The sequence below is a fragment of the Streptomyces sp. NPDC005931 genome (assembly GCF_042871235.1).
GTDB lineage: Bacteria > Actinomycetota > Actinomycetes > Streptomycetales > Streptomycetaceae > Streptomyces.
This window is the reverse complement of record NZ_JBIAIG010000006.1, coordinates 385,050-411,234: the sequence shown is the minus strand read 5'-3', so window position 1 is coordinate 411,234 and position 26,185 is coordinate 385,050. Positions and strand designations below refer to the sequence as shown.

The following is a 26,185-nucleotide window of genomic DNA, read 5'->3' as shown; positions in this document are numbered from 1 at the left end:
AACCGACGACACCGTCCTGCCCACCGAACTCACCGCATAGCCTCAAAACGAGATCACCGAGTGGCCGTCGATACACCACTCCAGCGGACGTGACCCGTGCTGCGTCGCCGGTGGGTTCTCGGCAGCCGGCCGATCAGTCCGCTGTCTGTGGACGATTGACCTTCCGGTCGTGCCCCGGGGTGGTGGCGCACAAGCCGGTTCTGATGACGGGCCGCCGCCGAGGTCCGGCGGGTCGTCGAGCAGCGGAAGGGGCTGTCGACGAGACCCCGATCAGCCGGGCGCTCGCCGACGGCTTCGCTGCCCCGGCTCGCAGTCAGGCCGTTCCAGCAGGTCCCTGTGCTGCGGCTGCGCAGGTTCTCGTGAACAGAACCACCGGTGGTTCCGGGCTGAGCATGGCGGCTTCCTGCGAGCTGCGCCTGGTGATGTGCCGATGATCTAGGCTGGTGGAATGCGATGCCCTGCCCGGGGCGTGAGGAAGGGTGGAGGACAGTGGACCGGGACGACGGCCTGCGGCGCCCGGAGAAGCCACGGCTCAGCTGGGACGACGACCTTGATCGCATGTCCGAGCAGATCCACCAGTTGTCCCTTGCTCAGCGGCGGATGCAGGGTCTGCTGGACGCGGTTCTTGCCGTGAGCCGGGAGCTGGAGTTGCCTGTGGTGCTGCGGCGGATCGTGAGCACCGCCATGGACCTGGTGGACGCTCACTACGGCGCACTCGGCGTGCTCGACGAGGACGGCACGGGCCTGCAGGAGTTCATCACTCTCGGTCTCAGCCCTGCGGAGCAGCAGGACCTGTCAGGAACCGAACTTCCGCACGGTCGGGGCCTGCTCGGGCATCTGATCCAGCATCCCGAGCCGCTCAGGGTCGAGACACTGACGCGTCACCCCGACTCGGCCGGCTTCCCTGCCGGGCATCCGCCGATGCGGACCCTGCTCGGGGTGGCCCTGAGCGTGCGCGGACGAATCTACGGCAACCTGTATCTGTGCGACCGGCGCGACGGGAAGCCGTTCGACGAAGACGACGAGGCCGTCGTCACCGCGCTGGCCGGCGCGGCCGGTATCGCCATCGAGAACGCCCGTTTGTTCGAGCAGACCCGCTCGTCCGCCGAACACTTCCAGCGGCTGCTGCTGCCCACCCTCCCCGACCTGACGCCGTTCACCGCAGCCGCCGTCTACCGGCCAGCCACCGCCCCCGGCCACCACCTCGGCGGCGACTGGTACGACGCCCTGCTGCTCCCGGACGGATCCTGCGCGGCGATCATCGGCGACGTAGTCGGCCACGACCTCACGGCCGCGGCAGCCATGGCCCAGATCCGCAACATGCTCCGCGCCCTGCTGTACGACCGGCGCACTCCGCCCAGCCGGGTCCTGCACAGCCTGGACCACACCCTGCATGCCATCACCGAGGCCCCAGTCACCACTGCCTGCCTGGCACGCGTCGAGCCCGCCGACGACGCATGGCGTCTGCACTGGTCCACGGCCGGCCACATCCCCCCGCTGCTGGTGACCGCGGACGGACACACCCAATACCTGGAGGCGGAGCCCGGCGTGCCGCTGGGAGTGGACGAACAGCTGCCCCGCCCGGACCACGCGTACACGCTGGGTGCCGGGGACACGGTGCTGCTGTTCACCGACGGCCTGGTGGAGCACCCCGACCGGCCCCTGGAGCAGTGCCTGGAGGCGCTGGCCGACACGGCCCGAGCCCACCGCGACCTGCCGCTGGACGAGTGGTGCCGCGCCCTGGCCGACCAGCATCCCAGCGACGGCCACGACGACCTCGCCCTCCTGGCCCTGCGCCTGCCGCGGGCCGGCCCGGGGGTATGACCCACCCGGCCGTCACCGGCACGGACCGGGGCCACGAGCGAAGAGGGAACGCCCGGGCTGCTCGCCCGGCTCCGCGCTGCCTCCCCCGAACCCTCCTGGCCCCCGGCTCACACATCCGTGCGGATCACCACGACCAGCGTGCGCGGGCCGTGTACGCCCTCGACGCGCTCCAGTTCGATGTCGGACGTCGCCGACGGGCCGCTGATCAGCGTCGTCGGACGCTCCGGAACCAGCCGGGCGACCGCCTCCGGCACACCGACCATCACTGTCGACAAATCGACGACGCAGACGTGCAGGTCGGGGACGAGGGACAGGGCGCGCCGGCCCTGGCCGGGAGAGCCGTTCAAGAAGATCGTACCGGTCTCCGCGCAGCTCACCGCGGAGGTGGTCACCACCCCGTCCAACCCCCCGAGCCGGTGGGCCGGGATGTCTGCGGAGTCCCACTGCACCTCGCCGTCGTAGGCGGCGAGCCAGGTCGTGTCGAGGCCTGCGGGCGCACCGGTCCTGCGGGCCCCGCGTTCGCGCAGCACCTCGGCGATCACAGTCGGCGTACGGTCGGCGGTGCAGGTGCGAACGTGGGCCTTGTAGTCGACCAGGCGGTCCACGAACAGGGCGAGCCGATCGTCGTCGGGCAGGACACGGCCGGTGCGGTATTCGCGCGGGACCACCACTTCCGCCGGGTCGGCCAGGGTGAGGGCGTCGCGGACACGTTCGAGGACCGTCTCACGTGCGGTCGCGGTCATCGGTTCTCCTCATCGGGGGCATGAAGGGCGCTGCCGCCGGATCGGGTGCTCTCCTCGGCGGCGGCCCGCAGGACGGCCTCGCCCTCCCCGGAGGCCAGCCAGGAGCGGAAGGTCCGCCTGGGGGGCGCGGGGAGGTCACGGCTGTCGGTCCACCCGTCGAGCGGGGCCGGGAGACGCGTGATCTTCTGGTCCCGGCCGGCCACGAGCCGGCCGCCGAGGCCGGAGACCTTCTGTGCGGCGGTGAACAGCCCGGGCCGCTTCATGACCGTCACCGCGGCTTTCATCGCCAGCTTCTCCGCCGTGGTGCCGGCCTGCTCGGTGTGCTGGTGCCGCAGCTCCACCAGCAGCGACGGTATGTCGATCTTCACCGGGCAGGCGTCGAAGCAGGCGCCGCACAAGCTGGAGGCGTACGGCAGCGAGCTGTTCGGGTCCCCCTTCGCGGCGTGCATTCCGGCGAGCTGCGGGGTGAGCACCGCACCGATGGGTCCGGGGTAGGTCGATCCGTAGGCATGGCCGCCGGCCCGCTCGTACACCGGACAGACGTTGAGGCAGGCGGAGCAGCGGATGCAGTTGAGCGCCTGGCGCCCGACCCGGTCGGCCAGTGCCGCGGTGCGCCCGTTGTCGAGCAGCACCAAGTGGAACGCCTGCGGGCCGTCGCCCGGGGTCACACCGGTCCACATCGAGGTGTAGGGGTTCATCCGCTCACCGGTCGAGGAGCGCGGCAGCAACTGCAGGAAGACCTCCAGGTCCCGGTAGCGCGGCAGCACCTTCTCGATCCCCATGACGGTGATCAGCGTGTCGGGCATGGTCAGGCACATGCGGCCGTTGCCCTCTGACTCGACCACCGACAGGGTGCCGGTCTCGGCGATGCCGAAGTTGGCGCCCGAGACGGCCACCGGTACGGTCATGAACTTCTCGCGCAGATAGGCCCGGGCGGCGGCGGCCAGATGAGCCGGCACCGAGTCGAGGTCGGGGTCGACGCCCGGGATGGCCGCGCGGAAGATGTCCCTCACCTCGTGGCGGTTGCGGTGGATCGCCGGGACGAGGATGTGCGACGGCTTGTCGTCCGCGAGCTGCACGATCAGCTCGGCGAGGTCCGTCTCGTACGCCGTGATGTCCCGGGCGGCGAGGTGCTCGTTGAGTCCGATCTCCTGGGTGACCATCGACTTGACCTTGATGACCTCGTCACTGCCGGTCTCCTCGACCAGGCGGGTGACGATTTCATTGGCCTCGGCGCCGTCACGCGCCCAGTGGACAGTACCGCCGTGCTCGACGACCTTCCGTTCCAGCTGTTCGAGCAGTTCGGGCAGCCGGTTCATGGTGTCCGTCTTGATGGCCGCGCCGGCGTCGCGCAGCCGCTCCCAGTCGGTCAGTTCACCGGTGACGGCGAGCCGCTTGGCGCGGATCGTGCGGGTGGCCTTGCGGAGGTTGCCGCGCAGCTGCTCGTTGCGCAGTTCGTCGTGTGCGGCGTCGGGGAACTTCCGGTCGCCGCGCAGATTGCCGGTCCCGTACGGGGAGCGGGGCGGGATGGGGGGCATGCCGAGGAAGGTGCTTCTCATCGGACGGCGGCCTCCGTCTCCGGGAGAACGCAGGGCGATGTGCGGGTGGAGGCGAGGATCTGCGCCAGGTGGAGGGTGCGGGTTCCTGCCTTGATTCGGGACAGGCCGCCGCCGATGTGCATCAGGCAGGACGAGTCGCCGGCCGTGCACACGTCCGCTCCGGTGGACAGGACATTGCGCACCTTGTCCTGGAGCATCGCGCCGGAGGTGTCCGCGTTCTTCAGCGCGAAGGTGCCGCCGAACCCACAGCAGGCGTCGGCCTCCGGCAGTTCGACCAGGTCGATGCCGCCGACCGCGCGCAGCAGCCTCAGCGGCTTGTCCCCCACGCGCAGCATTCGCAGCGAGTGGCACGTGGGGTGGTAGGTCACCCTGTGCGGGAACCAGGCGCCGACGTCGGTCAGGCCCAGTACGTCGACGAGGAGTTCCGACAGTTCGTAGGTCTTTGCCTTGACCGTGGTGACCCCGTCGCGCAGTGCGGCGTCGCCGTATCGTTCGGCCACGATCTCGTGCTGGTGGCGGACCGAGCCGGCGCAGGAGCCGGACGGCATGACCACGGCATCGATCGAAGGGTCGCCGAACTGTTCGGCGAAGCCCTGCACGAGGGGGACCGCTTCGCGCTGGTAGCCGGTGTTGACGTGCATCTGACCGCAGCAGGTCTGGTCCGGTGGAAACACCAGGTCGTGGCCCAGACGGGCCAGCAGTACCGCGGTCGCCCTCACCGCGTCGGGGAACAGCGTGTCCCCCAGACAGGTGGCGAAGAGTCCGATGCGCATGGAGCCTCCTTGATGTGGTCCGACCACAGTACGCATAGACCCTTCCATTCACCAGAGTTCGGTCCGACCTTATTGACATGGGACGTCATTGGTGTCCTACTGATGGCCGCTTCTGCAGCGACGGGGCGCACGACCGCCGGGACGGGACCCCGACTGGCGGCGGGCCCGGCATCACCGGTACTCAAGGAGGAGCACGTACGTGATCACTGTGCAACCGGCCGTCCTCGCGGCCTACACCCCTGATGTGACCGCCATCGGGAACAGCCTCACGGCCACCGCCCTGCTCGGTCTTGTGCCCCTTGCGGTCTTCTTCCTGCTGCTGATGGTGGTCAAGCGCCCGGCGTTCCAGTCGGCGCTCGGCGCCCTCATCACCGCACTGCTGATCGCAGTGCTGGGCTACGGCATGCCCGTCCACCTCGGCGTCCTGTCCGCCACGCAGGGCCTTGTCTTCGGCCTGTTCCCGGTGATGCTGATCGTCGTCGCCGCCATCTGGTTCTACGAACTCACCGTCGTCAGCAAGCGTTTCGAGGATCTGCGCCGCTCCTTCAGTGCCGTCGGGCGCGGCGATCTGCGCATCCAGGCGATGCTCATCGCCTTCTGTTTCGGTGGCCTCCTGGAGGCTCTGGCCGGCTTCGGCGCGCCCGTGGCCATCACCGCCGCGATGCTGATGGCGATCGGCCTGCCGACGCTCAAGGCCGCCGTGACCGTGCTGGTCGCCAATACGGCACCGGTCGCCTTCGGCGCCATGGCCATCCCGATCACCACGGCCGGCAACCTCACCGGCATCGCGCCCGAGGACATCGCCGCCGTCGTCGGCCGGCAGACACCGCTACTCGCCCTCTTCGTGCCGATGCTGCTGCTCTTCCTCGTCGACGGGACACGCGGCTTCCGGCAGCTGTGGCCCATCGCCCTGGTCACGGGTCTGGTCTTCGCCGTGGCCCAGTTCTGGTGCGCGTCGCACTTCGCGTACGAGCTCACCGACGTGGTGTCCTCACTGGCCGGCTTCGCGGCTGCGGTGATCATGCTGCGCTTCTGGGCCCCGAAGACCCCCGACGACCAGCGCTCCCAGGTCGAGGCCGAGCCGCTGACGCCGCGTCGGGTCACCCTGGCCGTGCTCCCCTACATCCTGGTGATCGCGGTCTTCGCGCTGGCCAAGCTCAGGGTCGGCGCACTCGACGTCCCCGCCCTGCTCTCCGGACTCAACATCGAGCTCGAGTGGCCCGGCCTGTACGGGAACCTGCTCACCGGCGCCGGCACCCCGGCCACGAGCGCGATCTACAAGCTGGAGGTCCTCGGTAACCCCGGCACCCTGCTGATCGCCACCGGCCTGCTGGTGATGCTCGTGTACAGCCGCGCGAGCGACGCCGACCGGTTCCCGATGACCGCCCGTACCGGTCTGCTCGCCGCTGGGCGCACCCTCAGGAACATGCGCATGGCGATCGCTACGGTCGCCACCGTGCTGGCACTGAGCTATGTGATGAACCAGTCCGGCCAGACCGTCGCCATCGGCACCTGGCTCGCCACGGTCGGCGGCATCTTCGCCCTGCTCTCGCCCGCCCTGGGCTGGCTCGGCACCGCCGTCACCGGCTCCGACACGTCCGCGAACGCGCTGTTCGCGACCCTTCAGCAGACCGCGGGCAAGAGCGCGGGCATCGACCCGACCCTGCTGGTGGCCGCGAACACTTCCGGTGGCGTGGTCGGCAAGCTGGTCAGCCCGCAGAACCTGACCATCGCGGCGACCGCTGTCGGGGAGCCGGGCAGCGAACGGATCCTGCTGCGCAAGGTCGTCGCCTACAGCGTCGCGATGCTGACGGCTCTGGGGCTGCTGGTCTACCTGCAGTCGCTGCCGGCCCTGTCCTGGATGCTGCCGTAGGACGGCCCGCCATGTCGGGGGCCGGGCAGCTCACCCCGGTCCCCTCCCCCACACGCGTGCGCCATGGCCGCACACGCCGTCCGCGCTACTCCCCGTCGTACTCCCGCCTTTTCTCGTCGACCAGGGTCCCGTGAAAACCGCGGATGTGTTTCTCGACCAGGTCGGCCGCCGCCGCGGCCTGGCCGGCCCGCACCAGACGCAGAAGCTCCGTGTGCTCGTCGTTGAGCGCCCTTGCCGCGGCCGGCCAGTCCTCGACCGTCTCCAGGGCGCGCAGGATCAGCGGGCGCACGGACTCGCGGACAGCCGCCGTGAGCGTGGAGGTCAGCTGATTACCCGAGCTGCGGGCGATCAGGACGTGGAACCGGGTATCGAGATCATTGAACTCCGCGACCTCCATATCAGGCGCCCTCATCCGCCACAGAAGGGTCTCCGCCTCGTCGAGATCCTCCGCGGAGGCATGCTCGGCGGCGGCCTGGAAGCTCGAACGCTCCAGCGTGACCCGCGCCTCCAGCACGTCCTCCAGCCGGTAGCTGCCCAGCGCGAAGTGCAGGCGCAGCAGCCTGCCGAGCGCGCCGTCGGGATTCCGTACGATCCGAGCCCCGGCGTCCGGCCCGCGACCGGACTGGGCGACCAGCACGCCGATGGTCTCCAGCACGCGCAGCGCCTCGCGCAGGGCGGACCGGCTGACCCCCAACACCGGCGCCAGCTCCCGCTCGGGCGGCAACCGGTCACCGGCCTTCAGCTCACCGGCCAGCACCCGCGCCTCAATGCTCTCGAGCACGAGTTCATGGGTGCGGGACTGCCGGACGGGCTGCCACTCGACGGACATGACGCCTCCTCATCCAAGGTCCTCACCACCGACTATGTCACATATTTCATGAGGTCGGACCAAAGAGGTCGAGCGCGCCTTCGCCGATTCGGGAGGACCCAGGGAATCCGTACTGCACGCCTTCCGTAGGTTTCAGGAGCGGGAAATGTACGCGAAAGGTGCGGCAGGAAAGTCGTGGCTGCGGGTCTTCGCCACCGACCACCCCCGTCGGCATCCAGGCGGGTTTTCCTCTGCCATTCCCGGTCCAGGCCACGTCGACGAACAAGCCGGGTGCGCCCACTCCTGCAGACGTTTCATCGTGTGGTCGCCGATGTTCTCGTCGACACCGTAGATCGTCCGCCGGCTTTGCGTGGTCGCCGTTCAACTCCGGCGCCCGGGGTTGCCGGGCAGGAGTGCGTCCTGCCCGGTCCACGCTCTGGTGCTTCGGGTCGGCGGCCGGCCGACTTCACGGAGGTCCGCGGGGGGATGCGGCAGGTGTTGCGGAGCGGCACGTCGGCGGCACATCGGTCCGCCGTTCCCGCGTGTCCGAGCGGCATCCTGTGCCGGCTCGAGACAGTGGGCTCGGCCGCAGGGCACGTGCCGCGGGGGCCCGGTCTTTCAGATCAGCAGCGGCAGGCTCACGAGTGCCGCGCCGCTCGCGGTGAGGGCTGCCAGCAGTGATGCCGGCCAGTTGCCGGTCTGGGCGTACGTCAGCAGTCCTGCCAGCAGGCCTGCCACGACGGAGGCTAAGAGGATGAATGCCCACCGCAGCGACAGCCGCTCCGGCGGGGGCGTGGGCGAGGTCGGTTCGGACATATGGCTCTCCTGCAACAGTGTCAGGACGGGATCCGGGGCAGCGCGTGGCGGGCTGCCGCGCGCCGATGGCGGCCGACGTGGACCAGCCGGATACCCGTTCACGTCCGGTCCGCGCCTCGGCGCAAGTGGGGGGTGGATATGTGACCACCGTATCCACGTAGGCCCGATCAGAGAAGGCATCTGATGCACCATTGGCTTGGAACAAGGGGCGCGGGAAGCGCCAGGCCCGGGACGCGCGCCCCCGTGTGCGCCCCAAAGCGTGCTCCGCGCTACTTGTTCCTGCGACCGGACAGCTGACCAGAGCAATGCTTGCGCCTAGCATTGCTGTCATGACTGGTCACGAAGTCGACCCGACCGAGGGTTCCGAGGACGCCTTACGGGCTTCCACCGCCAAGGTGGTGGAGCAACTGGGGTGTCACATCGTGGAAGGTGGCAAGCCCCGCGATCAGCACCTGACCGTGGATGCCGTCATGCAGGAGTTCGGAATCACCCGGCCCATGGCGCGCGAGGCCCTGCAGACGCTGCACCAGAAGGGCCTGGTCAACCTGAAGCCACGGATCGGCGCCACCGTTCAGGCCCTGGACCGGTGGGACCTGCTGGACCGGGACGTGATCGCCTGGCGTCTGGAGGTCGCACCGGACAGCCAGATGCGCTCACTCACCGAACTGCGGGAGGTGATCGAGCCCCGGGCTGCCAGGCTGGCCGCGCTGAGCCGCTCGGCGGACATCTGTCACGATCTGACCACCCACGCCCGCACCCTGCTCGCCCTCAGCGAGGACCCGGACTTCGCCCGGCCTCGGCAGGGAGCCGGGATCCGGCAGCGCTTCCGGGATGTCGACGCCGCCTTCCACCGCACGCTCCTCGCCGGCTCACGCAACGAACTGTTCTGGCGCCTGTCCCATCCGGTGGTCATGGCGTTGAACCATCGCATCGACCGGGACTGGGCGGGAAGCCACCAGGAAACAGTCATCACCCCTGCGCGGGCCGCCGGCAGTACCGACGCAGTCCTGAGCTATCCCACACGGCCGCAGCCGATCGCCATGTGGCTGCACATGGGGCTGGCCTACGCCGTCGACCAGGGGCGGGAGACGGCCGCCGAAGCGTTCGCGGAAGCCGTCCTCGCCGAAATCCGCAGCGGACGGCTGCAGGACCCCGTCGTGCGTGACCGGCTGCGGGCTGGACTGGAGCAGTTCGATGTCAACGGTCTGCCGGCCGCTCACCGAACCGGCTTCCAGGACGCCATGGCCACTGTGGTCCATGCCCGGCGGTCACCCGTCGTCGTCATGGGGGTCAGCGGGTGCGGCAAGTCCACAGTGGGCCGGTACCTGGCGGATTCCCTCCGGGTCCCCTTCGAGGAGGGTGACGACTTCCACCCCCGGGGCAATCTGGAGCGGTTGGAAAGCGGCGCCCGCCTCGACGACCGCAGCCGCAGCCCCTGGCTGGCTGCCATCGCCGGCCGAATCCGCACGGCACCGGAGGAGGGCATAGTCATCACGTGCTCCGCCCTCAGACGCATCTACCGGGAGATGCTGCGGGTGGCCCGCCCCGACACATTCTTCGTGCACCTGACACTGTCTCAGGAGCAGGCCGCAGCACGCGTGGCGGGCAGGCAGTCGCACTTCATGCCCGCCTCGCTGGTGGCCTCCCAGTTCGAGGACCTAGAACCCCTCGAGGACGACGAGGCCGGGATGACGGCGGACGCGACCCTGCCGGTCGAACGCATCGTCGCCGAGATCCAGACCGAGCTGGCCGGACGCCTCCGCGGCCACTGACCCTGCTTCGGCACACCCGGGGACGAAGCCGGCCTCCCCTTCGGTGCTGCCGTCGGAACACAGGCTCCGCTCACGGCCCGCGCCTCCACCCGTCCCCGTCCGCGCCGCGCTCGTGAAGCGGCGTCACCTGAACACTGCAACGTCCAAACCCGGCGAAGAAGAGGGGAACCCATCATGCGGATCGTATCCGCCGACGTGATCGTCACCAGCCCTGGCCGCAACTTCGTCACCGTGCGCCTCACGACCGACGACGGCCTCACCGGTCTCGGTGACGCCACCCTCAACGGCCGCGAACTGGCCGTCCGTTCCTACCTCGACAGTCACGTGGTGCCCTTGCTGATCGGGAGCGACGCCTCCCGCATCGAGGACACCTGGCAGTACCTCTACCGCGGCGCGTACTGGCGGCGCGGCCCCGTGACCATGGCAGCCATCGCAGCCGTCGACACAGCGCTGTGGGACATCAAGGCCAAGGCGGCCGGGATGCCCCTGTACCAGCTCCTCGGTGGCGCGTCCCGCACCGGAGCCCTGGCCTACGGACACGCCTCCGGCCGCGACGTGCCCGAACTGCTCGACTCCGTGCGGGAGCATCTGGAGCTGGGCTACCGCGCCATCCGTATCCAGACCGGAATACCGGGCCTTGACTCGGTGTACGGCGTGGCCGCCTCCGCGGCGGGCAACGGAGAGCGCTACGACTACGAGCCCGCCCGCCGCGCCACGGCGGGCGGACTGCCCCTGCCTGCGGTGGAGACCTGGGACACGCCCGCCTACCTGCGCCACCTGCCCACCGTCTTCGAGGCCGTACGGTCCGAGTTCGGCCCGGAGCTGCCGTTGCTGCACGACGGGCACCACCGGATGACCCCGATCCAGGCCGCGCGCCTGGGCAGGCTTTTGGAACCGTACGACCTGTTCTGGCTCGAGGACGCGACGCCGGCGGAGGACCAGGCGGCCCTGCGCCTGATCCGGCACCACACGACGACGCCCCTCGCCATCGGCGAAGTCTTCAACTCCGTGTACGACTACACCACGTTACTGAGTGAGCGGCTGATCGACTACGTGCGCTCCGCGGTCACGCACACAGGAGGGATCACCGCGATGAAGAAGCTCCTCGACCTCGCGGGGGTCTACGGCGTCAGGTCCGGGATGCACGGCCCCACTGACATCTCGCCCGTGGGAATGGCCGCTGCCCTCCATCTGGCCCTGGCAATTCACAACTTCGGCATTCAGGAGTACATGCGGCACTCGGACCGGACACTGGAGGTCTTCCGTACCTCCTACCGGTTCGACCAAGGACTGCTGCATCCGTCCGACGTCCCTGGACTGGGCGTCGATCTGGACATCGAGGCCGCACACCGATTCCCGTACCAACCGGCGTATTTGCCGGTCAACAGGCTGCGGGACGGAACCGTCCACGACTGGTGAGCCCGGCCCCATTTGCGGGCGGGACCGGCTGGCGCACGACATCGTGGCCTCCGCGTCTTCGACATGGAGCACTCCGGACCGCCGTACCCAAGTCTCCCCACCAGCCGTGCACGCCTCGACGTGCCTTCTGCCCTCGAAGAATCCCATGACCGCGACACCCACGTTCAGCGTCAAGTCCGCAGCGGACGCGGCTGCAGCTTCGGCCCGCTACGGGCGGTGCCGGCGCGGGTGAGCCCCACGTCCCCCGAGTCATCCTGGACGGCGCCGCCCGCACCGCCTGAAGCGGTGCGAGAGGCAGCTCGGATCCTGACGTCGGCGGGGGCGCCCGGCGGCCGCCGGGCGCCGCCCTCGAGCGCGAAGCGGGCGATCTCGCGCCACGTGCCACGATTGAGGGAGGATCGGCCGAGCACGGGAATCGATCCGGCAACTTCGTCCGGTCTCGGCTCGATGCGGGTGGCGCCGTGCGACCGCCGTCCTGCTCAGAGCGGATTGTCGCCGTCCATGTTGAGGGCGTGTCCCGGCCGGAAGAACCTCTTGGCGAAGAAGTGTCCACGCTCCGCGGCCATCCGGAACCACTGCTCGGACTCCTGCAGTCCGTCCCGCTGCTCGACGAGCCGCCCCATCTCCCACATCGCCTCCACGTCACCCAGCTCGACCGCGGCGCGCAGCAGCCGCTCGGCCTCGGTGAAGTCGCCGAGCAGCTTCTGACGCAGCGCGAGGGCTCGCATGGCGCGGGTGTTCCCGGCGGCGGCCGCTGTCTCCGCCTCCTCCAGCGAGGCGAACCTGCTGCGGTTGCGCCGCCACCGCAGCAACAAGAGGAGAACGCCGGCACCCCAGAGTGCCCAGTTGGCGGTGAGGAGGCCGTCGCTGTCGTTGATCAAGGCGAACACACTGAGCCCGGCGGCGACGAGCAGCAGCAGATACGGCATGGTGTTCCCCCCGGAACAGCAAGGCGGCGATCGAGCCACCCGCAGTCTAGTGCGGAGGCCGGCAAGACTCACCGGGGTCGCCGCTCTGTCCTTCCGGCCGACCGCCCCGCCGCTGAAGCCACGCAGGCATGGGCCGCAACGGCCGGACGACCTGTCACTCCGCGTTTGTCGGCCGGGAGCGGAGACACCGGACGCGTTCGGGGGCCCTCCGCGACGCCGTCCTCACCGACCAATACCAGATCACCACCAAACCAGCACCGCCGACTATGCCCGCCACAGACCCGGGCCACAGCGTCCGGGGCACTTGGTAGAAGTCAGCGCGCGGTCAGGACCGCGATGTCCGAGCCGAAGGCTACCGCCAGCCGCCCGTCCGGTGCCATCGCCACACTTTCGATAGCAATAGGGAACGTGAACTTACCGGTCTGCCTGCCCGTGATCGCGTCCCACACACGGACGGTCCCGTCCTCGCCTCCGGCAGCGACGACGAGGCGGCCGTCCGGCATCCCCATCGCCCCCGCCCGCACCGGACTGGTGTGGCCCGTCATGGGGCATCCCAGCGGTTCGCCGGTGGCCATGTCCCACAGCCGCACCGCTTCTGTCTGGAGGCTGGTCAAGATGACGTCCCGGCCTTCGAACGGTTTCAGGGCCAGGGCCTTCGCCCCCTGCGGCTGCACTCCGATCCATTCGCCCGCGGTGAGGTCCCACACGCGTGCTCCCCCGGTCACCGCCACCAAACGGCCGCCCACCACCGCAAAGAAGGCGATGCCCCCGCTGCTGTACGCCGATGTCGTGCGTCCGTGTAGTTGTTCACGGGTTGCCAGGTCCCAGATCCGCACTGTCTCGTGCATGTCTCGCGTGATGAGGGTGGGCCGTCCGTCCACCGTTTCCACCGTCAGCAGGTCAACGGCGCTGGTGTGGCCGGCCAGGGGCTCACCGAGTTGTCCGCCGCCGTTGAGGTCCCAGATCCGCACGGTCCTGTCCCAGCCGCCGCTGACCACGACGGGGCGCCCCTCCACGACGGCCGTGGCGATCCTCCGCACTTTGCCCAGGTGCCCCCGCACGGGGCTGCCCGCATCCCGTTCGCCGTCGAGGTCCCAGATCCGCACCGATCTGTCCCTGGCACCAGTCACGGCGAGGTGACACCCCCTCACCACCGCCGTTGCGGCTCCGCTGACGTCCTTGTGACCGGTCAGGGGCAGTCGCAGGTGTCTACGGGTGGAAAGGTCCCACACCTGGATCGGTCCGAGCGGGCCGTGTCCCACGAGAGCGGTGGGCCGCCCGCCGAGCATTCCCATGGCCGTCGCAGTGATGTACACACCACGGATTGGCTCACCGACCAGCTCGCCCGTGGCCAGGTTCCAGACGCACACCTCCCGCTCACCGCGGCTCACAGCCAATGGGGGGTCATAGGCCGGGTCCGCCGACACCGCGAACACCTCGCGGTGGTTGCAGGGCAAGGGGCCGGTCTCCGTTCCGGCTATCAGGTCCCACATCCGAACTGTCCCGTCGACGCCGCCGGTGACGGCGACGGGGCGGCCGTGCACCACGCTCGTCGCCACCGCGGTGACAGTTCCGGTGTGACCGGCGAGCGGTCTGCCTCGCTGTTCGCCGGTGGCCAGATCCCACACCCGCACCAGCCCGTCGCGGCCGCCGCTGACTGCGACCGGTCGTCCCTCGACCCGTCCGGTGGCCAGCGAGAACACCACCGCGTCGCCGTGGGGAGCGAACTCGTGGAGCTGTTTCCCCTCGGCAAGGTCCCACAACCGGACGACGTTGTCACGGCAGCCGGTCACGGCGACGGGCCGACCGTCCAGCATTGCCGTCGCCAGCGCATACACGGCGCTGGGGTGAGCGGTCAGGGGCTTGCCGAGCTGTCTGCCTGTGGTCAGACACCACCGATGCAACGTACCGTCCCAGCATCCGGCGACAGCCATTCCACCGCCCTCCACAACCACGGCCGCCACCACGTGCACTGCGGACGAAACCGGTAGTGCATACCGCTGCCGCCCGTCCAGATCGGAGCCGGTCGCCCACTGCACCGCCCAGTCAGTCCCATCCTCCTGGGCCGCTGCCACACGACCGATGTTCTCGGCGAGTTGACACTGTCCGTACCGAACCGCATCCAGGGCCAACAACTGCCGCCGCACTCCCGCCGTCGCCGAGCGGTGCACATGCCCCGATGCCTCATACACCGCCGCCAACAGCGGGGAGCTCTCCAGTCTCTGCCTGACCCGCTCTGGCCTCCCGTTCACCAGCGCCTCGGGGGGACATACATCCGCCCCGCCCTCACCGCTCCCGCTTCCCTCAACAACCATGCAGGCACCATATGAGCATTGGGCGCAGTCCCGGAATCGGCATACGAAGCCCTGGGCTCCCGCCTGTCTCACATCAGGGTGCCCCGCTCGATGGCCGTGCTTGTCTCCCGCGCCGGCCGCTGCCGCTCCCACGGTGCCGCGAGGCCCGGGGGCCTGGGCTCCCCGTTGTCTGCCTGCGCCGGCCGGACTGGCATGGACGCTTGCGTGTTTCCTGCTGTGATCCCATGCTCAGCGCCATGTGGATGACGCGTGACCTGAGGGGCGGGGGATGGCCGGGCGCGCTGGCACGTGTCCTGGTACTGGCGACGGTGCAGGTGGGGGTCGTGACCGCGCTGGTGTGGGCAGCGGTCGGGATCGGAGTGGGCGGGAGCAACGTCTGGGAGGCAGTGGCGCCTGTCGCGTTCGCCATGATCTGTCTGGCGGGGGCGATCGGTCTGTGGTTGAGCACGGAGGAGGATCACGGCTGGTCCTTCGTGGTGGCCGCGGTCGTCGTCGTGGCCGCCGGCATGCTGCTGTTCAGCGAAGACCGCATGGTCAGACAGCAGACTTTGCACGATGCGGGTGTGCAGGCCACCGGTGCGGTCGTCCGCCAGTGGGACCGGCAGGGCTTCAGCGAGGCCACGGGACGCTACACCGAAGTCCGGCTGGCCGACGGCACGGTGCTGACCGCCGAGGACGATCTCGACACCAGGCGGCCCGAGGGGACACCGGTGGTCGTGACCTACGACCCCCACATGCGGGTGACGGCGCGGGTCGGTCCGCGGCCCGGCGCCCCCACGAGTGAGTGGCGAACGGCCGGTTTCGTGCTGCTGTGCGCAGGAGCGTTGGCGTTGGCCGCGGCCAACGCCAACTCCTCCCGGCTGTGGGACCACAGCCCCACCCGGGTGCACCGCAGGAGCAGGCCACGCAGCAAGTGACCCCGTGCCGGTCAAGCGGGGCGGCCTTCGGGCTCGGCACGGAGGCCAAGCGCGTAAGACCTTTACCGTGGGCGTGCAGGCGGAGGGCTCCGCCGACTGTGATGTCAGCCGAACGACGGCATGCCAGCGGGCAGGTGGGGCCCGGATACCGGTGGTTCCCGCCAGGCGGCGAAGTAGTAGTACGTCGCGCTCTTCTGCGGCAGGTCGTGCGGGAGGTAGGCCCACTGGTTCCGCCCCACATCCACACCATCAGGCGATGACAGAGGCGTTCAAAGGGCCACGAACCGCCCTCTGAGATCGCAGGCGAGCGTTACTTCCGGCGAGGCAGGCTGCCGACCCTGCCCATGACCCGCGAGGCCCCATCAGGCGCCGACTGCAGCTGAGCGCAAGCAACAGGGCGCCTCGGGCAGCGGTGACTGCGGCCGGATGCGCTGAGTCCGGTCCTCGGAGAGCTTCCGTGGGCAGGCCGGTGCTGATGGCGTCCCCGCCCCTGCCACAGCCGGAGGCGATCAGGCCTTGCGTCCCACCCCGCCGAACATGGCCACCTCGGCGGGCAGATCGGCCGCTCCGTCGTCCGGACGCCAGCGTGTGCAAGAGACCACGCCCGGCTCGAGGAGATCCAGCCCGTCGAAGAACCCGGCGACGGCGGCCGGGGCGCGCTGGGTCAGTTTCGGCGTGCCGTGCTCGTTCCAGAAGGCCACCGCGGCGTCGACGTCCGGCATGTCCGGCCATGTGATGGTGTGGGAGAGGACGAGGTGGCTGCCTGCGGGCAGCGCGTCCATCAGGCGTCGCACGATGCCGTACGCCTCCTCGTCGTCCTCGATGAAGATGACGACCCCGAGCAGGATCAGCGCCACGGGCTCGCTGAAGTCCAGGGTCTGTGCCGCCCGCTCCAGGATTTTGTCGACGTTGCGCAGGTCCTCGTCGAGGTAGTCGGTGCGCCCTTCCGGTGTGCTGGTCAGCAGGGCCTCGGCGTGGGCCAGCACGATGGGGTCGTTGTCGACGTAGACGACACGGGACTCCGGCGCGACGCGCTGGGCGACCTCGTGCGTGTTGTCGGCCGTGGGCAGGCCGGTGCCGATGTCGAGGAACTGCCGTATCCCGCGCTCGCCGGCGAGGTACCGTACGGCGCGGCCGAGGAACAGCCGGTCGGCGAGTGCGTAGTCGCCGATGCCGGGGTGCAGCTTGCGGATCTGGTCCCCGGCTGCCCGGTCGACCTCGTAGTTGTCCTTGCCGCCCAGCCAGTAGTTCCAGATCCGGGCCGTGTGCGGCTGGTCGGTCTTGATTCGCTTACGCGCCTCGATCGACGCAGCGGGGATCTCCGTCACGCGATGTTCCTCCAGAGCAGACCGTTTGCAGTCAAGGAGCAACGTAGCGCCTGGAGTTGAGAACGGCGACTTCGTCCGAGACAGGACTGGGCCGTACCGCCGACTCGCCGCGCAGCCACCCGTACTGGACGACACCGCATCCCAATGCCGGTCCCGGAAGGGTGAGGAGGGCTGGTTCGAGACCGCTCCCTGCGGATGCGCTTTCTGCCGGTGGCACAGCGTGGACCGCCGCGCGGGCGCTGCTCGGCGCGGCGGCCCCGGGCTGGTCGACTGCTTGGACCGAATGCTCACGAGTTGTCGAGGTGGTCCGGGCGGCACAGGTCAGAGGCCCAGGGGGCTCGCTTCCGTGATGCTCGCCCAGTCGTTCTCTGGGTTCGCCCAGAATGAGATCTTCAGATAGCGGACGTCCACGGGACCCGTGGTGAAGAGGACGGTCTCGGGCGCGGTGGTCGTCCCCGAGCTGCGGCCTTCCCAGACCTTGGTGTAGGAGACGCCGTCCTGCGAGGCGTGGATGGTGTAGTCGTTCCACCGCAGGTCGCCGCGGTGCCAGGCCACTGCCGCGCCGCACAGGTGGCGTGGCGCGCCGGTGTCGAGGATCAGCGCGGCGCCGAAGCCCTGGCCGGACCAGCGGGTCGTCAGATCGCCGTCGACGGCGTTGGCGGGCGGGTTCGCCGGTTCGTGGGTGGTGGCGGTCGCGGAGGTCACCGGTGCGGCCCGCGTGCAGGTCCGCTGCGGTGCGACGTCCTTGTGGACGGCGCGCTCATCGCCCAGGCGCAGGGCGTCGTAGTACATCACCCGCTGGGTGGTGCTGGAGGGCGCACCGGTGTTCCAGTCCCACTTGTAGATGCCGAACTTGAAGTAGGGCGAGCGCGGGCCGCCGTCGTGGGTGGCGCCGGTGCGGTTCACGACGCGTTGGCCGTTCTTCCAGACCTGCAGCACGCCGCTGCTGTCGGTGCGCCAGGTGACATGGAAGACCCAGTCCACCCAGACACCGGTGGTGTACGCCCCCAGATCGAGGAACTGCCCGCGGAAGTCGATCTTCCAGCGTCCCTCGTCGGTCAGGAGCGCCAGGGGCGGTGAGCCGCCCGGGCAGCCGACGTCGCACTGGTGCCACTGGCTCACGATCTCGGCCGAGGTGTCATAGGCCCAGCTCGACGCCAGATTGATGCTGAAGCCGTACCACCGCTCGGCGTTCGCCGCTTGTTCGTCGCGTTGCGACACCTCCGCCCGTTTGCTGCTGGAGACGACCGGATCAGTCTTGCGCAGCTCGAAACGGGCCGCGTGGGAGCCGTCGCGTGTGGGGCCGGTGACGTTGGTGGCACCGTAAGAAGTGTCCCACTGCTTGAGGAAGCCGGCGGGCGCGGTGGCCGGGAGTGTGCGGTCGGCCGCCTGTTCCCAGTCGAGGGTGCGCAGGACACCGGCGGGGTCGGCCGCCGCCGGCTGTGCGGGTGATAAGGCCAGTGCCGCGGTCAGCACGGACACGACGACGGCCAGGAGCCACGCTCTGGGACGCGATCGTTTCATGGTGCATGTCCTCCCGGGGACGCTGAGCGGACGGTCGTGGATCGCGACGTCCGATGGCGGGCTCCGACTCTTCCCCCGGGAGGAGGTGCGGGCAAGGGCCGTCGGCACGGCGCGCGGGAGCATCCGGGCCCCGGCCCGCACCACCGACCGATGGCCTATGCCGGCCGCCCACGACGGCCGTACGCGTTGCGCGACGCCCGGTAGACGACGGGGGACGCACGCTGGTCCCGGCACCGCCACATGCGCCGGCCGGCGCGCAGCATGGGGGTAACGCCTGTGGGAGCGCCTTGTCGCGCGCGTCCGCACCTCATGACCACGGGACAGCCGTCGCCCCCTCGCGTATGGACCAAGCCGACGACTCGGTTGCCCAGAGACCGTATGTGATGACTCATGAAATAACTTTGAGCATTATCTGGCGGTAATCCGGAGAACGGTGATTCCGCTTGTTGATGGCTGAAAAAACGGTGGAAGTCGGGAAAGGGCAGCGGGAATCATCTGTGTGCCGCTACTGTCGGAAAAATTCCAGCCCGGGTGTGGGGGGACGTTCCTCGGGGGCGTCAGTGATCCCGGGCGCAGAGACCAGTCATCACATTTCGGGGGATGCACCATGCGTCAGTTCGACGTACCACTCGACCGGCCCTTGGTCGACTCGCAAGTCAGTGAGGTGGCCTACTGGTTGAACTTCGCCAGCCCGCAGGTGGTGAAGTTCCACATCGATCCCGTGGGGCGGGCCAGCATCCGCGTCTGGAGCGCGGACGACGCAGATCCCGAGGACGTCGGACGCAAGATTCGAGCGACGGTCACCTGGTCCGTCGACGGACAGCAGCACGACCCCGGTGCGGACGACGCGCCGCTGTCCGTCCGGGTGGGCGCACCTCGGGGGTCCGCGGCTCTCGACCCGGACGCCGCCGTCGCGGCGGGCGTCCTGACTCCCCTCGGCATCGCCGACGTGGTGATCGGGGAACCGCTGGTGACCCTCATCCGCCTGCTGGACGACGCCTTCCGCGAGCTGGCCGCCGGCTTCGGGGCAACGGAGGCCGCGTACTCGAGCCTGCTGTCCGTGGACTACCTCGAACGCCTCCGGTACTTCGACGCCTTCCCGCAGAACGTGCTGTTCCCGGTCCACCTCACCACCGACATCGACACCGCGCAGCAGTACGTCGAGCGGACCCTCGACAGCGAGGGCAGGCCGCCGCGGGACGGGTTCGAGGGGTTCGCGCCGCGCGACCGGGTGCTCGCGCCCGCCGCGTGCTTCCACGTCTACCAGGGACTGGAGGGTCGGCAGCTGGCCACGAACACGGCGATCACCACGCTGGGCCGGTGCTACCGGTACGAGAGCCGCAACGCGATGCTGATCGAACGGCTGTGGGACTTCTCGATGCGGGAAGTGGTGTTCGTCGGATCACCGGAGTACGTACGGTCCTGCCGGGACGAGAGCCGGCGCCGGGTGCTCGAACTGGTCGACCGGTGGGGACTGGGCGGCTCCCTGGTTCCGGGACACGATCCGTTCTTCCTGCGCGGTGACCGGCCCGACGCGGTGGTCGACCCGCAGCCGAAGTTCGAGTTGCGGCTCGATCTGCCGTACAAGGACGCGGACTTCGCCTGTGCCTCGTTCAACGTTCACGGTACCTTCTTCGGCAGCGTCGGGGAGATCACCGGCCCGGCGGGCGAGGTCGCGTGGACCGGCTGCACCGCGTTCGGGCTCGAGCGGTGGGCCTGGGCGATCCTGGCCCGGCACGGTCTCGACCCGGATGCCTGGCCCGCGGACCTGCTGCGCCGGTACAAGCAGGCGGCCTGAGGTGGCGGCCATGGACGCCACCGGCGTCGTCACCGTGGGAACTCATCAGTCCGGGGATGTGCTGGTCACCCTGCGGCCCGCTCCCCGCCTGCTGCTTCGGGTGCACAGCCCGGTCGCCGACATCGTCGGAGACCGGCTGCGGGCCCTGGGGAGGGAGGCGCTGTCGGCCGCCGGCATCACCTCGGCCGGTGTGGACATCCACGACAACGCGGCCTCCGAGTGGGTCGTCCGCGCCCGGCTGCGGACGGCGATCCGCCGGTGGCATGCCGTGGCCGGGGTCACCGCCGCCCACGAAGCGCGAACCGAGACCCTCCGCGCACCGGAGGAACGGTCATGACCGTCATCTCGCTCTACGTCTCGGCCGCCCGGCCGGGCTACGTCGACCATGCCCTCGCCGCGTCGGGGGTCGACGCCGTCGTCCTGGATCTGGAGGACTCGGTGGCCGGCCGCGACAAGGACGCGGCGCGCGATGTGGCCGCCGAACTGATGAGGTCCTGCGGTGGTCTGCCGGACCGGCTCGTCGTCCGGGTCAACGCGCCGGGCAGCGCCGTACTCGACGCAGATCTTTCGGAGTTGGTGCCCCTGGGACTGATCCGGCTGCGGCTTCCGAGGGTGTGCAACCGCGCAGAGCTGGAGGCGGTCCTCGAGCGCGTCGAGGCCCTTGGCTGCGGCTCCGCGGGTGCGGTCCAGGTGGAGCTGATGATCGAGACGGTCCCCGCCCTGCGCGATCTGGAGGAGCTGGTCACGGGACGCCCGGAGATCCGCGCCCTCACCTTCGGCGGGGAGGACTTCCTCCGGGACAGCCTGTCCCGCGGCGTGGAATGCGACCTGTGGTCGGCCAAGCGCGAACTCGTCGAGAAGGCGGCTGCGGTCCGGCTGCCGGTCTACGACACGGTCTACGCGGAACTGCACGATCGCGACGCCGTGTGGGAGGACGCCCACCGCGCGGCCCGGCTGGGTTTCGCCGGCAAGAGCATCATCCATCCCGCCCAGTCGCCGGTCACCAGGGACGCCTTCGGTGCCGCCCGGCGGTGATCCGGTTCCGCTGCCGGCGGCGGGCTCCGCGGACACGCTGCTGGCCTGGCGTGACGCGCTGGACGCGGGTTGCCTCGAGGTGCACCGGCCCGGATGCACCACGATCACCCTGTCGCCGCGCTCACCGGCGGGCACTTTCACGCCGGCACAGGCATGGCGGCTGCACCGCGCGGTGGTGGACCGACTGCGGACTCTTCTGGTGCCGGAGCGGGAGCGGCGGACGTACCGAACACCGTGGGGACCCGTCACGGTGCTGGCGGTACCCGTCGAGCCACACCGGGCCAAGACCGGCTGCCTGCGGCTGGAGGAGCGCGACGCGGTCGGTGAACTGACCGACGCGGACGTGGTCCTGCCCGTCCAGCTCCGCCGCTGGGAGCTGGGCCTCCCGCCCCGGCCCTGTCTGGTGTGCGATGCCCCGGCCAAGCGGTGCATCGCACTGCGGCGGCACTCATGGCAGTCCGTGGTCGCCGTCGCCCGACTCCGCCATGCCCGGGCGTTCGACGGACCGCCGGATCCCGCCCCGCCCCTTCCGGCCGATGCCCCGACACCCTGCCAAGCCGCTATCCGACAGGAGCCTTCATGATCGAGACGCCGTCGCCCTCGGCCGCGCCCGGTGGCCGTGGTGGTCCCGGCCCGCAGCAGGCCGTGGCCCTGCTGCGCGAGGGCCGGGTCGTCGTCGCCCCGAGCGACACCCACTACACCATGGTGGCCGACCCGGCGAACCCGGCGGCCACGGCTCGGATCTACCAGGCCAAGGAGCGCGACGCCGACTTCCCGCTCACGCTGTTCCTGGCCACTCCCGACCTGCTGGACACCGTCGCCGTCGTCACCGACGAGGTACGCGCGCTCGCACGCGAGGTGTGGCCCGGTTTCCTCACGCTCATCGTGCCCAAGCGGCCGGAAGTGGTGGGAGCACACGTCACCGCGGGCCTGCCCACCGTGGCCGTCGCCTGCCACCGCAACCCCGTTCTGCGGACCCTCCTCGAGGGCGTGGGCGGATACGCCGCCTGCACCTCGGCCAACCTCACCGGCCGGGGCGGCGAACTGGTGACCCTGGAGGAGGCCAAGGCACAGGTCGGAGACCGGGTGGCCGCGGTGCTGGGGGGCGAGCCGAGCACGGCCGGCACCGGGAACACCATCGTCGACCTGACCGGGCAACGGCCCGTGCTGGTCAGGCACGGCGAGGTGCCCCTCCCCCGAATCGCCCAGCGGCTCCCGGGAATCGAGGACCGGTCCGCACGGTACAAGGACGACCTCAAGCGCCGGCAACAGTCGGTGGCGACCTGGCGCCCCACCCTGGAGGGCAGGACAGTTCTGGTCACCGGGGCGGCCCGCGGGCGGGGCTCGGAACTCGCGCGGGTGCTCGCCCTGGCCGGAGCCCGCGTCCATGTCACCGACCTGGACCCCGGCGGTGCCGCGCTGGCCGAGGAGCTGACCGAGCAGGGACTCACCGCCCGTTTCCACACGCTCGACGTCACCGATCCCGGTGCGTGGCAGGCGACCGTCTCCGACGTCCTTGCGGACGGCGGACGGCTCGACGCGCTGATCAACAACGCCGGCTACTTCGAGGCCGGGGGGCTGTCCGACCTGTCGGACGACACCTGGTCGCTCGCCCTGCGGATCAACACCGGGGGCGCGCTGCACGGCATCCGGGCGGCCGCCCCCGTGATGGGCCCCGGCGGCTCGATCGTCAACGTCTCGTCCGCCTTCGGGCTGACTGCCAGCGACCTGGTGGGGGTGGCGTACCAGACCAGCAAGGGCGCGCTGCTGCCGCTCACCCGTGCCGCGGCGGTGCGGCTGGGCGGGGACGGCATCCGGGTCAACGCCGTGTGTCCGGGGCTGATCCGCACGCCGATGACCGAGCCGCTGTTCAGCGATCCGGCGACCGGCGACCGCATCCGGGCCGAGGTGCCGCTGGGGCGCGAGGTGAGCATCTGGGACATCGTCGACACGGTGCTGTTCCTCGTCTCGCCGGTGAGCGAGTACCTCACCGGTGTCGCGGTCCCGGTGGACGGCGGGCTGAGCGCGTGCTGACCGCGGGAGACGCCGCCGCGGCCGACCGGCTCGCCGCCGGCATGGTGTTCGGCCTGACAACCGAGGCCGTGACCTGGCCCAAGCCCGGTCTCGTCACCGCCCTGGACACCGGCTGCCACCACGACATGGACGTCTACACCCTGCTGCGCAGCGCCGCCGAACTTCAGGCGTGCTTCCGGGCGGCCGCCGTCTTCGGCCTGGAACGGGGCTCGGTCAGCGAGGCGGCGCGGGACTTCGCCTCGCTGCGCGCCGCCGGGCGGCAGGCCGAGCGGGTCATGCTCGCCGCGACCGGTGGGGTGAACACCCATCGCGGGGCGCTGTTCCTGGGGATGCTGCTGTGCTGCGCGGCCGGAGTGGAGCGCGCCGCGGGCCGTCCCTGGGAACCGGAGCGGGTGTGCCGCACGGCCCAGGAGGTGAGCCGCGACGCGCTCCGCGGCGATCTGAGCGGTCCGGTGGGTGCGCGCGCCAGTGTCGGACTGCGCGCCCACGCGGTCCACGGGCTGTCCGGGGTGCGCGGTGAGGTCCTGCGGGGGCTGCCGAGCCTGACCGGCCACGGCCTGCCCGCGCTCCGGGCGGCCCTGGCCGCGGGCAGGCCGTGGCGTGAGGCGGTCGCGGAAACGGTGCTCGCGCTGATGGCCGTGGTGGAGGACACCACCGTTCTCAACCGGCGGTTCGATCCGGAACGACTCCGCACGACCAGACGACAGGCCGCGGCCGCCGTGGCTGCGGGGGGAACCGCAACGCGGCGGGGGCGGCGCAGAGTGGCCCGGATGGCCCGGTCGTTCGAGCGGCAGCGGATCAGCCCCGGCGGCTCCGCCGACCTCGCGGCGATGGCCGTCGCACTGCACACCTGGTGGGCGCTGCCGCGTGACGCGGCCCACGCCCCTGCTCTCGAAGGGACGGAAGCATGCTGAGGCACCTGCGCAGCCTGCGGGACTACCTGACCGCGCTGCGGGAGATCGACGACCTCCAGCCGGTCGACGTGGAGGTCGACTGGAACCTCGAGATCGGCGCGATCACCCGGAGGGCCTACGAACTTCCCGCCGCCGCCCCGCTGTTCAACCGGATCAAGGGAATCGAACCGGGGTTCCGGGTCCTCGGCGCGCCGGCCGGTCTCAGCTCCCACCCCGATTATCCGCTCGCCCGTGTCGCCCTCTCCCTGGGCCTGCCGATCGACACCGGCCCCAGCGACATCGTCACCGCCTGGTCGCGGCTGCAGGAGTGCGAACCGATGGCACCCCGCGAGGTGTCGACCGGGCCGTGCAAGCAGAACCGCATGGTCGGCGGCGACGTGGACCTGTTCCGGCTGCCGGCGCCCCTGCTGCACGACGGTGACGGGGGCCGTTACCTCAACACGTACGGAACGGTGATCACCCGGTGCCCGGACGGGTCGTGGACCAACTGGGCGATCACCCGGATCATGCTGCGCGACCGGACGTCGATGACCGGGATCGTGGTGCCCGCCCAGCATGTGGGGCGCATGCACCGGATGTGGAGCGAGCGGGGCGAGGACATGCCGTTCGCCCTGGCACTCGGGACCTCCCCGGCCGTCGCCATGGTCGCCGGGTGCCCGGTCCGCGACGGGCTGGACGAAGCGGCACTGCTCGGCGGGTGGTTCGGTGAGCCGGTGGAGGTCGTGCGGTGCGAGAGCCACGATCTGACGGTTCCCGCCGACAGCGAGATCGTCGTCGAGGGTTTCCTGTCCTTCGAGGAGGTGGCGCCCGAGGGACCGATGGGAGAGTACAGCGGTCTGCTCTGGCCCGAGGACAGCCGGCTGTGCCCCGTCTACCGGGTCACGGCCGTCACCCACCGGGACGAGCCCGTGCTGCCGGTCGTCGTCGCCGGTATGCCCGTTGAGGAGAACCACACCAACTGGGGCATCAACATCGCCGCGGCGGTCCTGCACGAGGTGCGCGCCGAGGGGCTGCCCGTGTGCCGGGCCTTCATGCCGTTCGCGGCCGCCTGCCACTGGCTGGTCGTGACCGTCGACACCGCTTCGGGACCGGGCCGTTGGGGGACCTGGCGCAACCTCGCCACCGAGGTCGGCCGGGCCGTCTACCGCACCCGGCCGCGCCACATCATGCCGAAGGTGATCGTGGTCGAGGACGACATCGACCCCGCCGACGTCGAGCAGGTCGTCTGGGCCGTCGCGACCCGTGCGCACCCGCACGAGACCATCGTCGTGCCGGACATGCCGACGCTGCCGCTCGTGGGTTACCTCAGCGAGGAGGAGAGGCGCGACGCGCGGACGGACAAGGTGGTCTTCGACTGCCTGCCCCGGGACGACTGGTCCGCAACCGGCCGGCCGGTGCGCGCGGACTTCGCCCAGTTTCCGGCCGACCTGCGACGCCGGGTGCTGGACCGGTGGAGCGAGTACGGCTACCCGGCGAAGGAGTGACGCCCAACGCGCCACGGGACCGCGCGTGGCAGGAGCGGGACGGCGGCTCGCTCTCATGGACCGCGCGGAAGTGGGGCGTGGCGGTCGACCGCGTCCCGGCCGCCTCCGGTGTGGAGGCCGGCCGCTGCACAGGCGTAGGCGTAGGCGAGGATGGCGGCACCGTACGGGAGGGTGTGCGTCCGCTGCCGGAAACGATGCGGGAGCCCGGCGGGCGCTCGCGGAGAAACGGGCGGACGCATGCCCCTGTGCCGCTCAGGTTGGTGCAGCGCCCGCACGGGCATGTACCGGGCAGGCCATGCATGCTCGTACAGCCGGATGCC

General features: G+C 70.4%; 22 protein-coding genes. 12 read left to right on the top strand and 10 right to left on the bottom strand.

Features of this window, described 5'->3' with window-relative positions; genetic code table 11:
• Nucleotides 1-558: 558 nt before the first annotated feature.
• Nucleotides 559-1,824 carry a PP2C family protein-serine/threonine phosphatase gene (locus ACFYOV_RS17845; RefSeq protein WP_389088727.1) on the top strand — a complete coding sequence of 422 codons (1,266 nt, stop codon included), beginning with the start codon at nucleotides 559-561 and terminating at the stop codon, nucleotides 1,822-1,824.
• Nucleotides 1,825-1,931: 107 nt separating this feature from the next.
• Here ACFYOV_RS17845 and ACFYOV_RS17840 read toward each other — a convergent pair whose 3' ends face one another.
• From ACFYOV_RS17840 to ACFYOV_RS17830, 3 genes are read right to left on the bottom strand one after another with little or no spacing between them, the layout of a single operon-like run.
• Entirely contained in the window at nucleotides 1,932-2,567 is a 636-nt protein-coding gene (locus tag ACFYOV_RS17840; RefSeq protein WP_389088725.1) for a lactate utilization protein C, read from the bottom strand.
• Complete coding sequence (locus ACFYOV_RS17835; RefSeq protein ID WP_389088723.1) at nucleotides 2,564-4,126, bottom strand: lactate utilization protein B; 1,563 nt, start codon at nucleotides 4,124-4,126, stop codon at nucleotides 2,564-2,566. The genes ACFYOV_RS17840 and ACFYOV_RS17835 overlap by 4 nt, the downstream gene beginning before the upstream one ends.
• On the bottom strand, nucleotides 4,123-4,899 hold the full coding sequence (locus tag ACFYOV_RS17830; RefSeq protein ID WP_389088720.1) for a (Fe-S)-binding protein: 777 nt from the start codon (nucleotides 4,897-4,899) through the stop codon (nucleotides 4,123-4,125). Before ACFYOV_RS17830 ends, ACFYOV_RS17835 begins: the two co-directional genes overlap by 4 nt.
• Nucleotides 4,900-5,098: 199 nt before the next feature.
• Here ACFYOV_RS17830 and ACFYOV_RS17825 point away from each other — a divergent pair, with 199 nt between their 5' ends.
• Entirely contained in the window at nucleotides 5,099-6,772 is a 1,674-nt protein-coding gene (locus ACFYOV_RS17825) for an L-lactate permease (RefSeq protein ID WP_389088718.1), read from the top strand.
• 85 nt (nucleotides 6,773-6,857) lie between these two features.
• On the opposite strand, the gene ACFYOV_RS17820 is transcribed toward ACFYOV_RS17825, so the two are convergent.
• Together ACFYOV_RS17820 and ACFYOV_RS17815 are read right to left on the bottom strand one after the other, a co-directional pair.
• Entirely contained in the window at nucleotides 6,858-7,601 is a 744-nt protein-coding gene (locus ACFYOV_RS17820) for a FadR/GntR family transcriptional regulator (protein WP_389088715.1), read from the bottom strand.
• A gap of 597 nt (nucleotides 7,602-8,198) precedes the next feature.
• Nucleotides 8,199-8,396 carry a hypothetical protein gene (locus tag ACFYOV_RS17815; protein WP_389088712.1) on the bottom strand — a complete coding sequence of 66 codons (198 nt, stop codon included), beginning with the start codon at nucleotides 8,394-8,396 and terminating at the stop codon, nucleotides 8,199-8,201.
• A gap of 329 nt (nucleotides 8,397-8,725) precedes the next feature.
• Between ACFYOV_RS17815 and ACFYOV_RS17810 the strand changes: the two genes are divergently transcribed.
• Together ACFYOV_RS17810 and manD are read left to right on the top strand one after the other, a co-directional pair.
• Nucleotides 8,726-10,168 (top strand): gluconokinase, GntK/IdnK-type, encoded by a 1,443-nt coding sequence (locus ACFYOV_RS17810; RefSeq protein WP_389088710.1) that lies wholly within the window; start codon nucleotides 8,726-8,728, stop codon nucleotides 10,166-10,168.
• Between the two features lie 174 nt (nucleotides 10,169-10,342).
• Entirely contained in the window at nucleotides 10,343-11,587 is a 1,245-nt protein-coding gene (gene manD / locus ACFYOV_RS17805; protein WP_389088708.1) for a D-mannonate dehydratase ManD, read from the top strand.
• Nucleotides 11,588-12,066: 479 nt separating this feature from the next.
• On the opposite strand, the gene ACFYOV_RS17800 is transcribed toward manD, so the two are convergent.
• Together ACFYOV_RS17800 and ACFYOV_RS17795 are read right to left on the bottom strand one after the other, a co-directional pair.
• Nucleotides 12,067-12,516 carry a sel1 repeat family protein gene (locus ACFYOV_RS17800; RefSeq protein WP_389088705.1) on the bottom strand — a complete coding sequence of 150 codons (450 nt, stop codon included), beginning with the start codon at nucleotides 12,514-12,516 and terminating at the stop codon, nucleotides 12,067-12,069.
• Between the two features lie 314 nt (nucleotides 12,517-12,830).
• Nucleotides 12,831-14,663 carry a WD40 repeat domain-containing protein gene (locus ACFYOV_RS17795; protein ID WP_389088703.1) on the bottom strand — a complete coding sequence of 611 codons (1,833 nt, stop codon included), beginning with the start codon at nucleotides 14,661-14,663 and terminating at the stop codon, nucleotides 12,831-12,833.
• A 404-nt stretch (nucleotides 14,664-15,067) separates the two neighbouring features.
• On the opposite strand from ACFYOV_RS17795, the gene ACFYOV_RS17790 reads away from it, so the two are divergent.
• Nucleotides 15,068-15,748, top strand: coding sequence for a hypothetical protein (locus tag ACFYOV_RS17790; RefSeq protein ID WP_389088700.1), 681 nt, complete (start codon nucleotides 15,068-15,070; stop codon nucleotides 15,746-15,748).
• Between the two features lie 104 nt (nucleotides 15,749-15,852).
• Here ACFYOV_RS17790 and ACFYOV_RS17785 read toward each other — a convergent pair whose 3' ends face one another.
• The 3 genes from ACFYOV_RS17785 to ACFYOV_RS17775 all read right to left on the bottom strand — a co-directional run bounded on the left by ACFYOV_RS17785 (nucleotide 15,853) and on the right by ACFYOV_RS17775 (nucleotide 18,600).
• Nucleotides 15,853-15,987 carry a transposase gene (locus tag ACFYOV_RS17785; RefSeq protein WP_389088775.1) on the bottom strand — a complete coding sequence of 45 codons (135 nt, stop codon included), beginning with the start codon at nucleotides 15,985-15,987 and terminating at the stop codon, nucleotides 15,853-15,855.
• Nucleotides 15,988-16,257: 270 nt separating this feature from the next.
• A complete protein-coding gene (locus ACFYOV_RS17780; protein ID WP_389088698.1) occupies nucleotides 16,258-17,076 on the bottom strand; it encodes an SAM-dependent methyltransferase in 819 nt (272 codons plus the stop codon).
• A gap of 321 nt (nucleotides 17,077-17,397) precedes the next feature.
• Nucleotides 17,398-18,600 carry a heparin lyase I family protein gene (locus ACFYOV_RS17775; RefSeq protein WP_389088695.1) on the bottom strand — a complete coding sequence of 401 codons (1,203 nt, stop codon included), beginning with the start codon at nucleotides 18,598-18,600 and terminating at the stop codon, nucleotides 17,398-17,400.
• Nucleotides 18,601-19,207: 607 nt separating this feature from the next.
• Between ACFYOV_RS17775 and ACFYOV_RS17770 the strand changes: the two genes are divergently transcribed.
• From ACFYOV_RS17770 to ACFYOV_RS17740, 7 genes are read left to right on the top strand one after another with little or no spacing between them, the layout of a single operon-like run.
• Nucleotides 19,208-20,398: a hypothetical protein gene (locus ACFYOV_RS17770; RefSeq protein WP_389088692.1), complete on the top strand. Its 1,191-nt coding sequence runs from the start codon at nucleotides 19,208-19,210 to the stop codon at nucleotides 20,396-20,398.
• Between the two features lie 10 nt (nucleotides 20,399-20,408).
• The gene (locus ACFYOV_RS17765) at nucleotides 20,409-20,735 is read left to right on the top strand and encodes a hypothetical protein (protein ID WP_389088690.1); all 327 of its coding nucleotides are present in this window, start codon (nucleotides 20,409-20,411) and stop codon (nucleotides 20,733-20,735) included.
• Nucleotides 20,732-21,433 (top strand): HpcH/HpaI aldolase/citrate lyase family protein, encoded by a 702-nt coding sequence (locus ACFYOV_RS17760; protein WP_389088687.1) that lies wholly within the window; start codon nucleotides 20,732-20,734, stop codon nucleotides 21,431-21,433. Before ACFYOV_RS17765 ends, ACFYOV_RS17760 begins: the two co-directional genes overlap by 4 nt.
• Complete coding sequence (locus ACFYOV_RS17755; RefSeq protein WP_389088685.1) at nucleotides 21,417-22,016, top strand: citrate lyase holo-[acyl-carrier protein] synthase; 600 nt, start codon at nucleotides 21,417-21,419, stop codon at nucleotides 22,014-22,016. The genes ACFYOV_RS17760 and ACFYOV_RS17755 overlap by 17 nt, the downstream gene beginning before the upstream one ends.
• Entirely contained in the window at nucleotides 22,013-23,467 is a 1,455-nt protein-coding gene (locus ACFYOV_RS17750; RefSeq protein WP_389088683.1) for an SDR family oxidoreductase, read from the top strand. Before ACFYOV_RS17755 ends, ACFYOV_RS17750 begins: the two co-directional genes overlap by 4 nt.
• Complete coding sequence (locus tag ACFYOV_RS17745; RefSeq protein WP_389088680.1) at nucleotides 23,461-24,381, top strand: triphosphoribosyl-dephospho-CoA synthase; 921 nt, start codon at nucleotides 23,461-23,463, stop codon at nucleotides 24,379-24,381. Before ACFYOV_RS17750 ends, ACFYOV_RS17745 begins: the two co-directional genes overlap by 7 nt.
• Nucleotides 24,375-25,865, top strand: coding sequence for a UbiD family decarboxylase (locus ACFYOV_RS17740; RefSeq protein WP_389088678.1), 1,491 nt, complete (start codon nucleotides 24,375-24,377; stop codon nucleotides 25,863-25,865). Before ACFYOV_RS17745 ends, ACFYOV_RS17740 begins: the two co-directional genes overlap by 7 nt.
• Nucleotides 25,866-26,185 lie beyond the last annotated feature (320 nt).

Coding starts and splice junctions, on each gene's coding strand:
- ACFYOV_RS17765 (WP_389088690.1), top strand. CDS start 20,409: ATGGACGCCACCGGCGTCGTCACCGTGGGAACTCATCAGTCCGGGGAT.
- ACFYOV_RS17775 (WP_389088695.1), bottom strand. CDS start 18,600: ATGAAACGATCGCGTCCCAGAGCGTGGCTCCTGGCCGTCGTCGTGTCC.
- ACFYOV_RS17840 (WP_389088725.1), bottom strand. CDS start 2,567: ATGACCGCGACCGCACGTGAGACGGTCCTCGAACGTGTCCGCGACGCC.
- ACFYOV_RS17750 (WP_389088683.1), top strand. CDS start 22,013: ATGATCGAGACGCCGTCGCCCTCGGCCGCGCCCGGTGGCCGTGGTGGT.
- ACFYOV_RS17770 (WP_389088692.1), top strand. CDS start 19,208: ATGCGTCAGTTCGACGTACCACTCGACCGGCCCTTGGTCGACTCGCAA.
- ACFYOV_RS17835 (WP_389088723.1), bottom strand. CDS start 4,126: ATGAGAAGCACCTTCCTCGGCATGCCCCCCATCCCGCCCCGCTCCCCG.
- ACFYOV_RS17845 (WP_389088727.1), top strand. CDS start 559: ATGTCCGAGCAGATCCACCAGTTGTCCCTTGCTCAGCGGCGGATGCAG.
- ACFYOV_RS17740 (WP_389088678.1), top strand. CDS start 24,375: ATGCTGAGGCACCTGCGCAGCCTGCGGGACTACCTGACCGCGCTGCGG.
- ACFYOV_RS17830 (WP_389088720.1), bottom strand. CDS start 4,899: ATGCGCATCGGACTCTTCGCCACCTGTCTGGGGGACACGCTGTTCCCC.
- ACFYOV_RS17820 (WP_389088715.1), bottom strand. CDS start 7,601: ATGTCCGTCGAGTGGCAGCCCGTCCGGCAGTCCCGCACCCATGAACTC.
- ACFYOV_RS17760 (WP_389088687.1), top strand. CDS start 20,732: ATGACCGTCATCTCGCTCTACGTCTCGGCCGCCCGGCCGGGCTACGTC.
- ACFYOV_RS17800 (WP_389088705.1), bottom strand. CDS start 12,516: ATGCCGTATCTGCTGCTGCTCGTCGCCGCCGGGCTCAGTGTGTTCGCC.
- ACFYOV_RS17815 (WP_389088712.1), bottom strand. CDS start 8,396: ATGTCCGAACCGACCTCGCCCACGCCCCCGCCGGAGCGGCTGTCGCTG.
- manD (WP_389088708.1), top strand. CDS start 10,343: ATGCGGATCGTATCCGCCGACGTGATCGTCACCAGCCCTGGCCGCAAC.
- ACFYOV_RS17810 (WP_389088710.1), top strand. CDS start 8,726: ATGACTGGTCACGAAGTCGACCCGACCGAGGGTTCCGAGGACGCCTTA.
- ACFYOV_RS17790 (WP_389088700.1), top strand. CDS start 15,068: ATGTGGATGACGCGTGACCTGAGGGGCGGGGGATGGCCGGGCGCGCTG.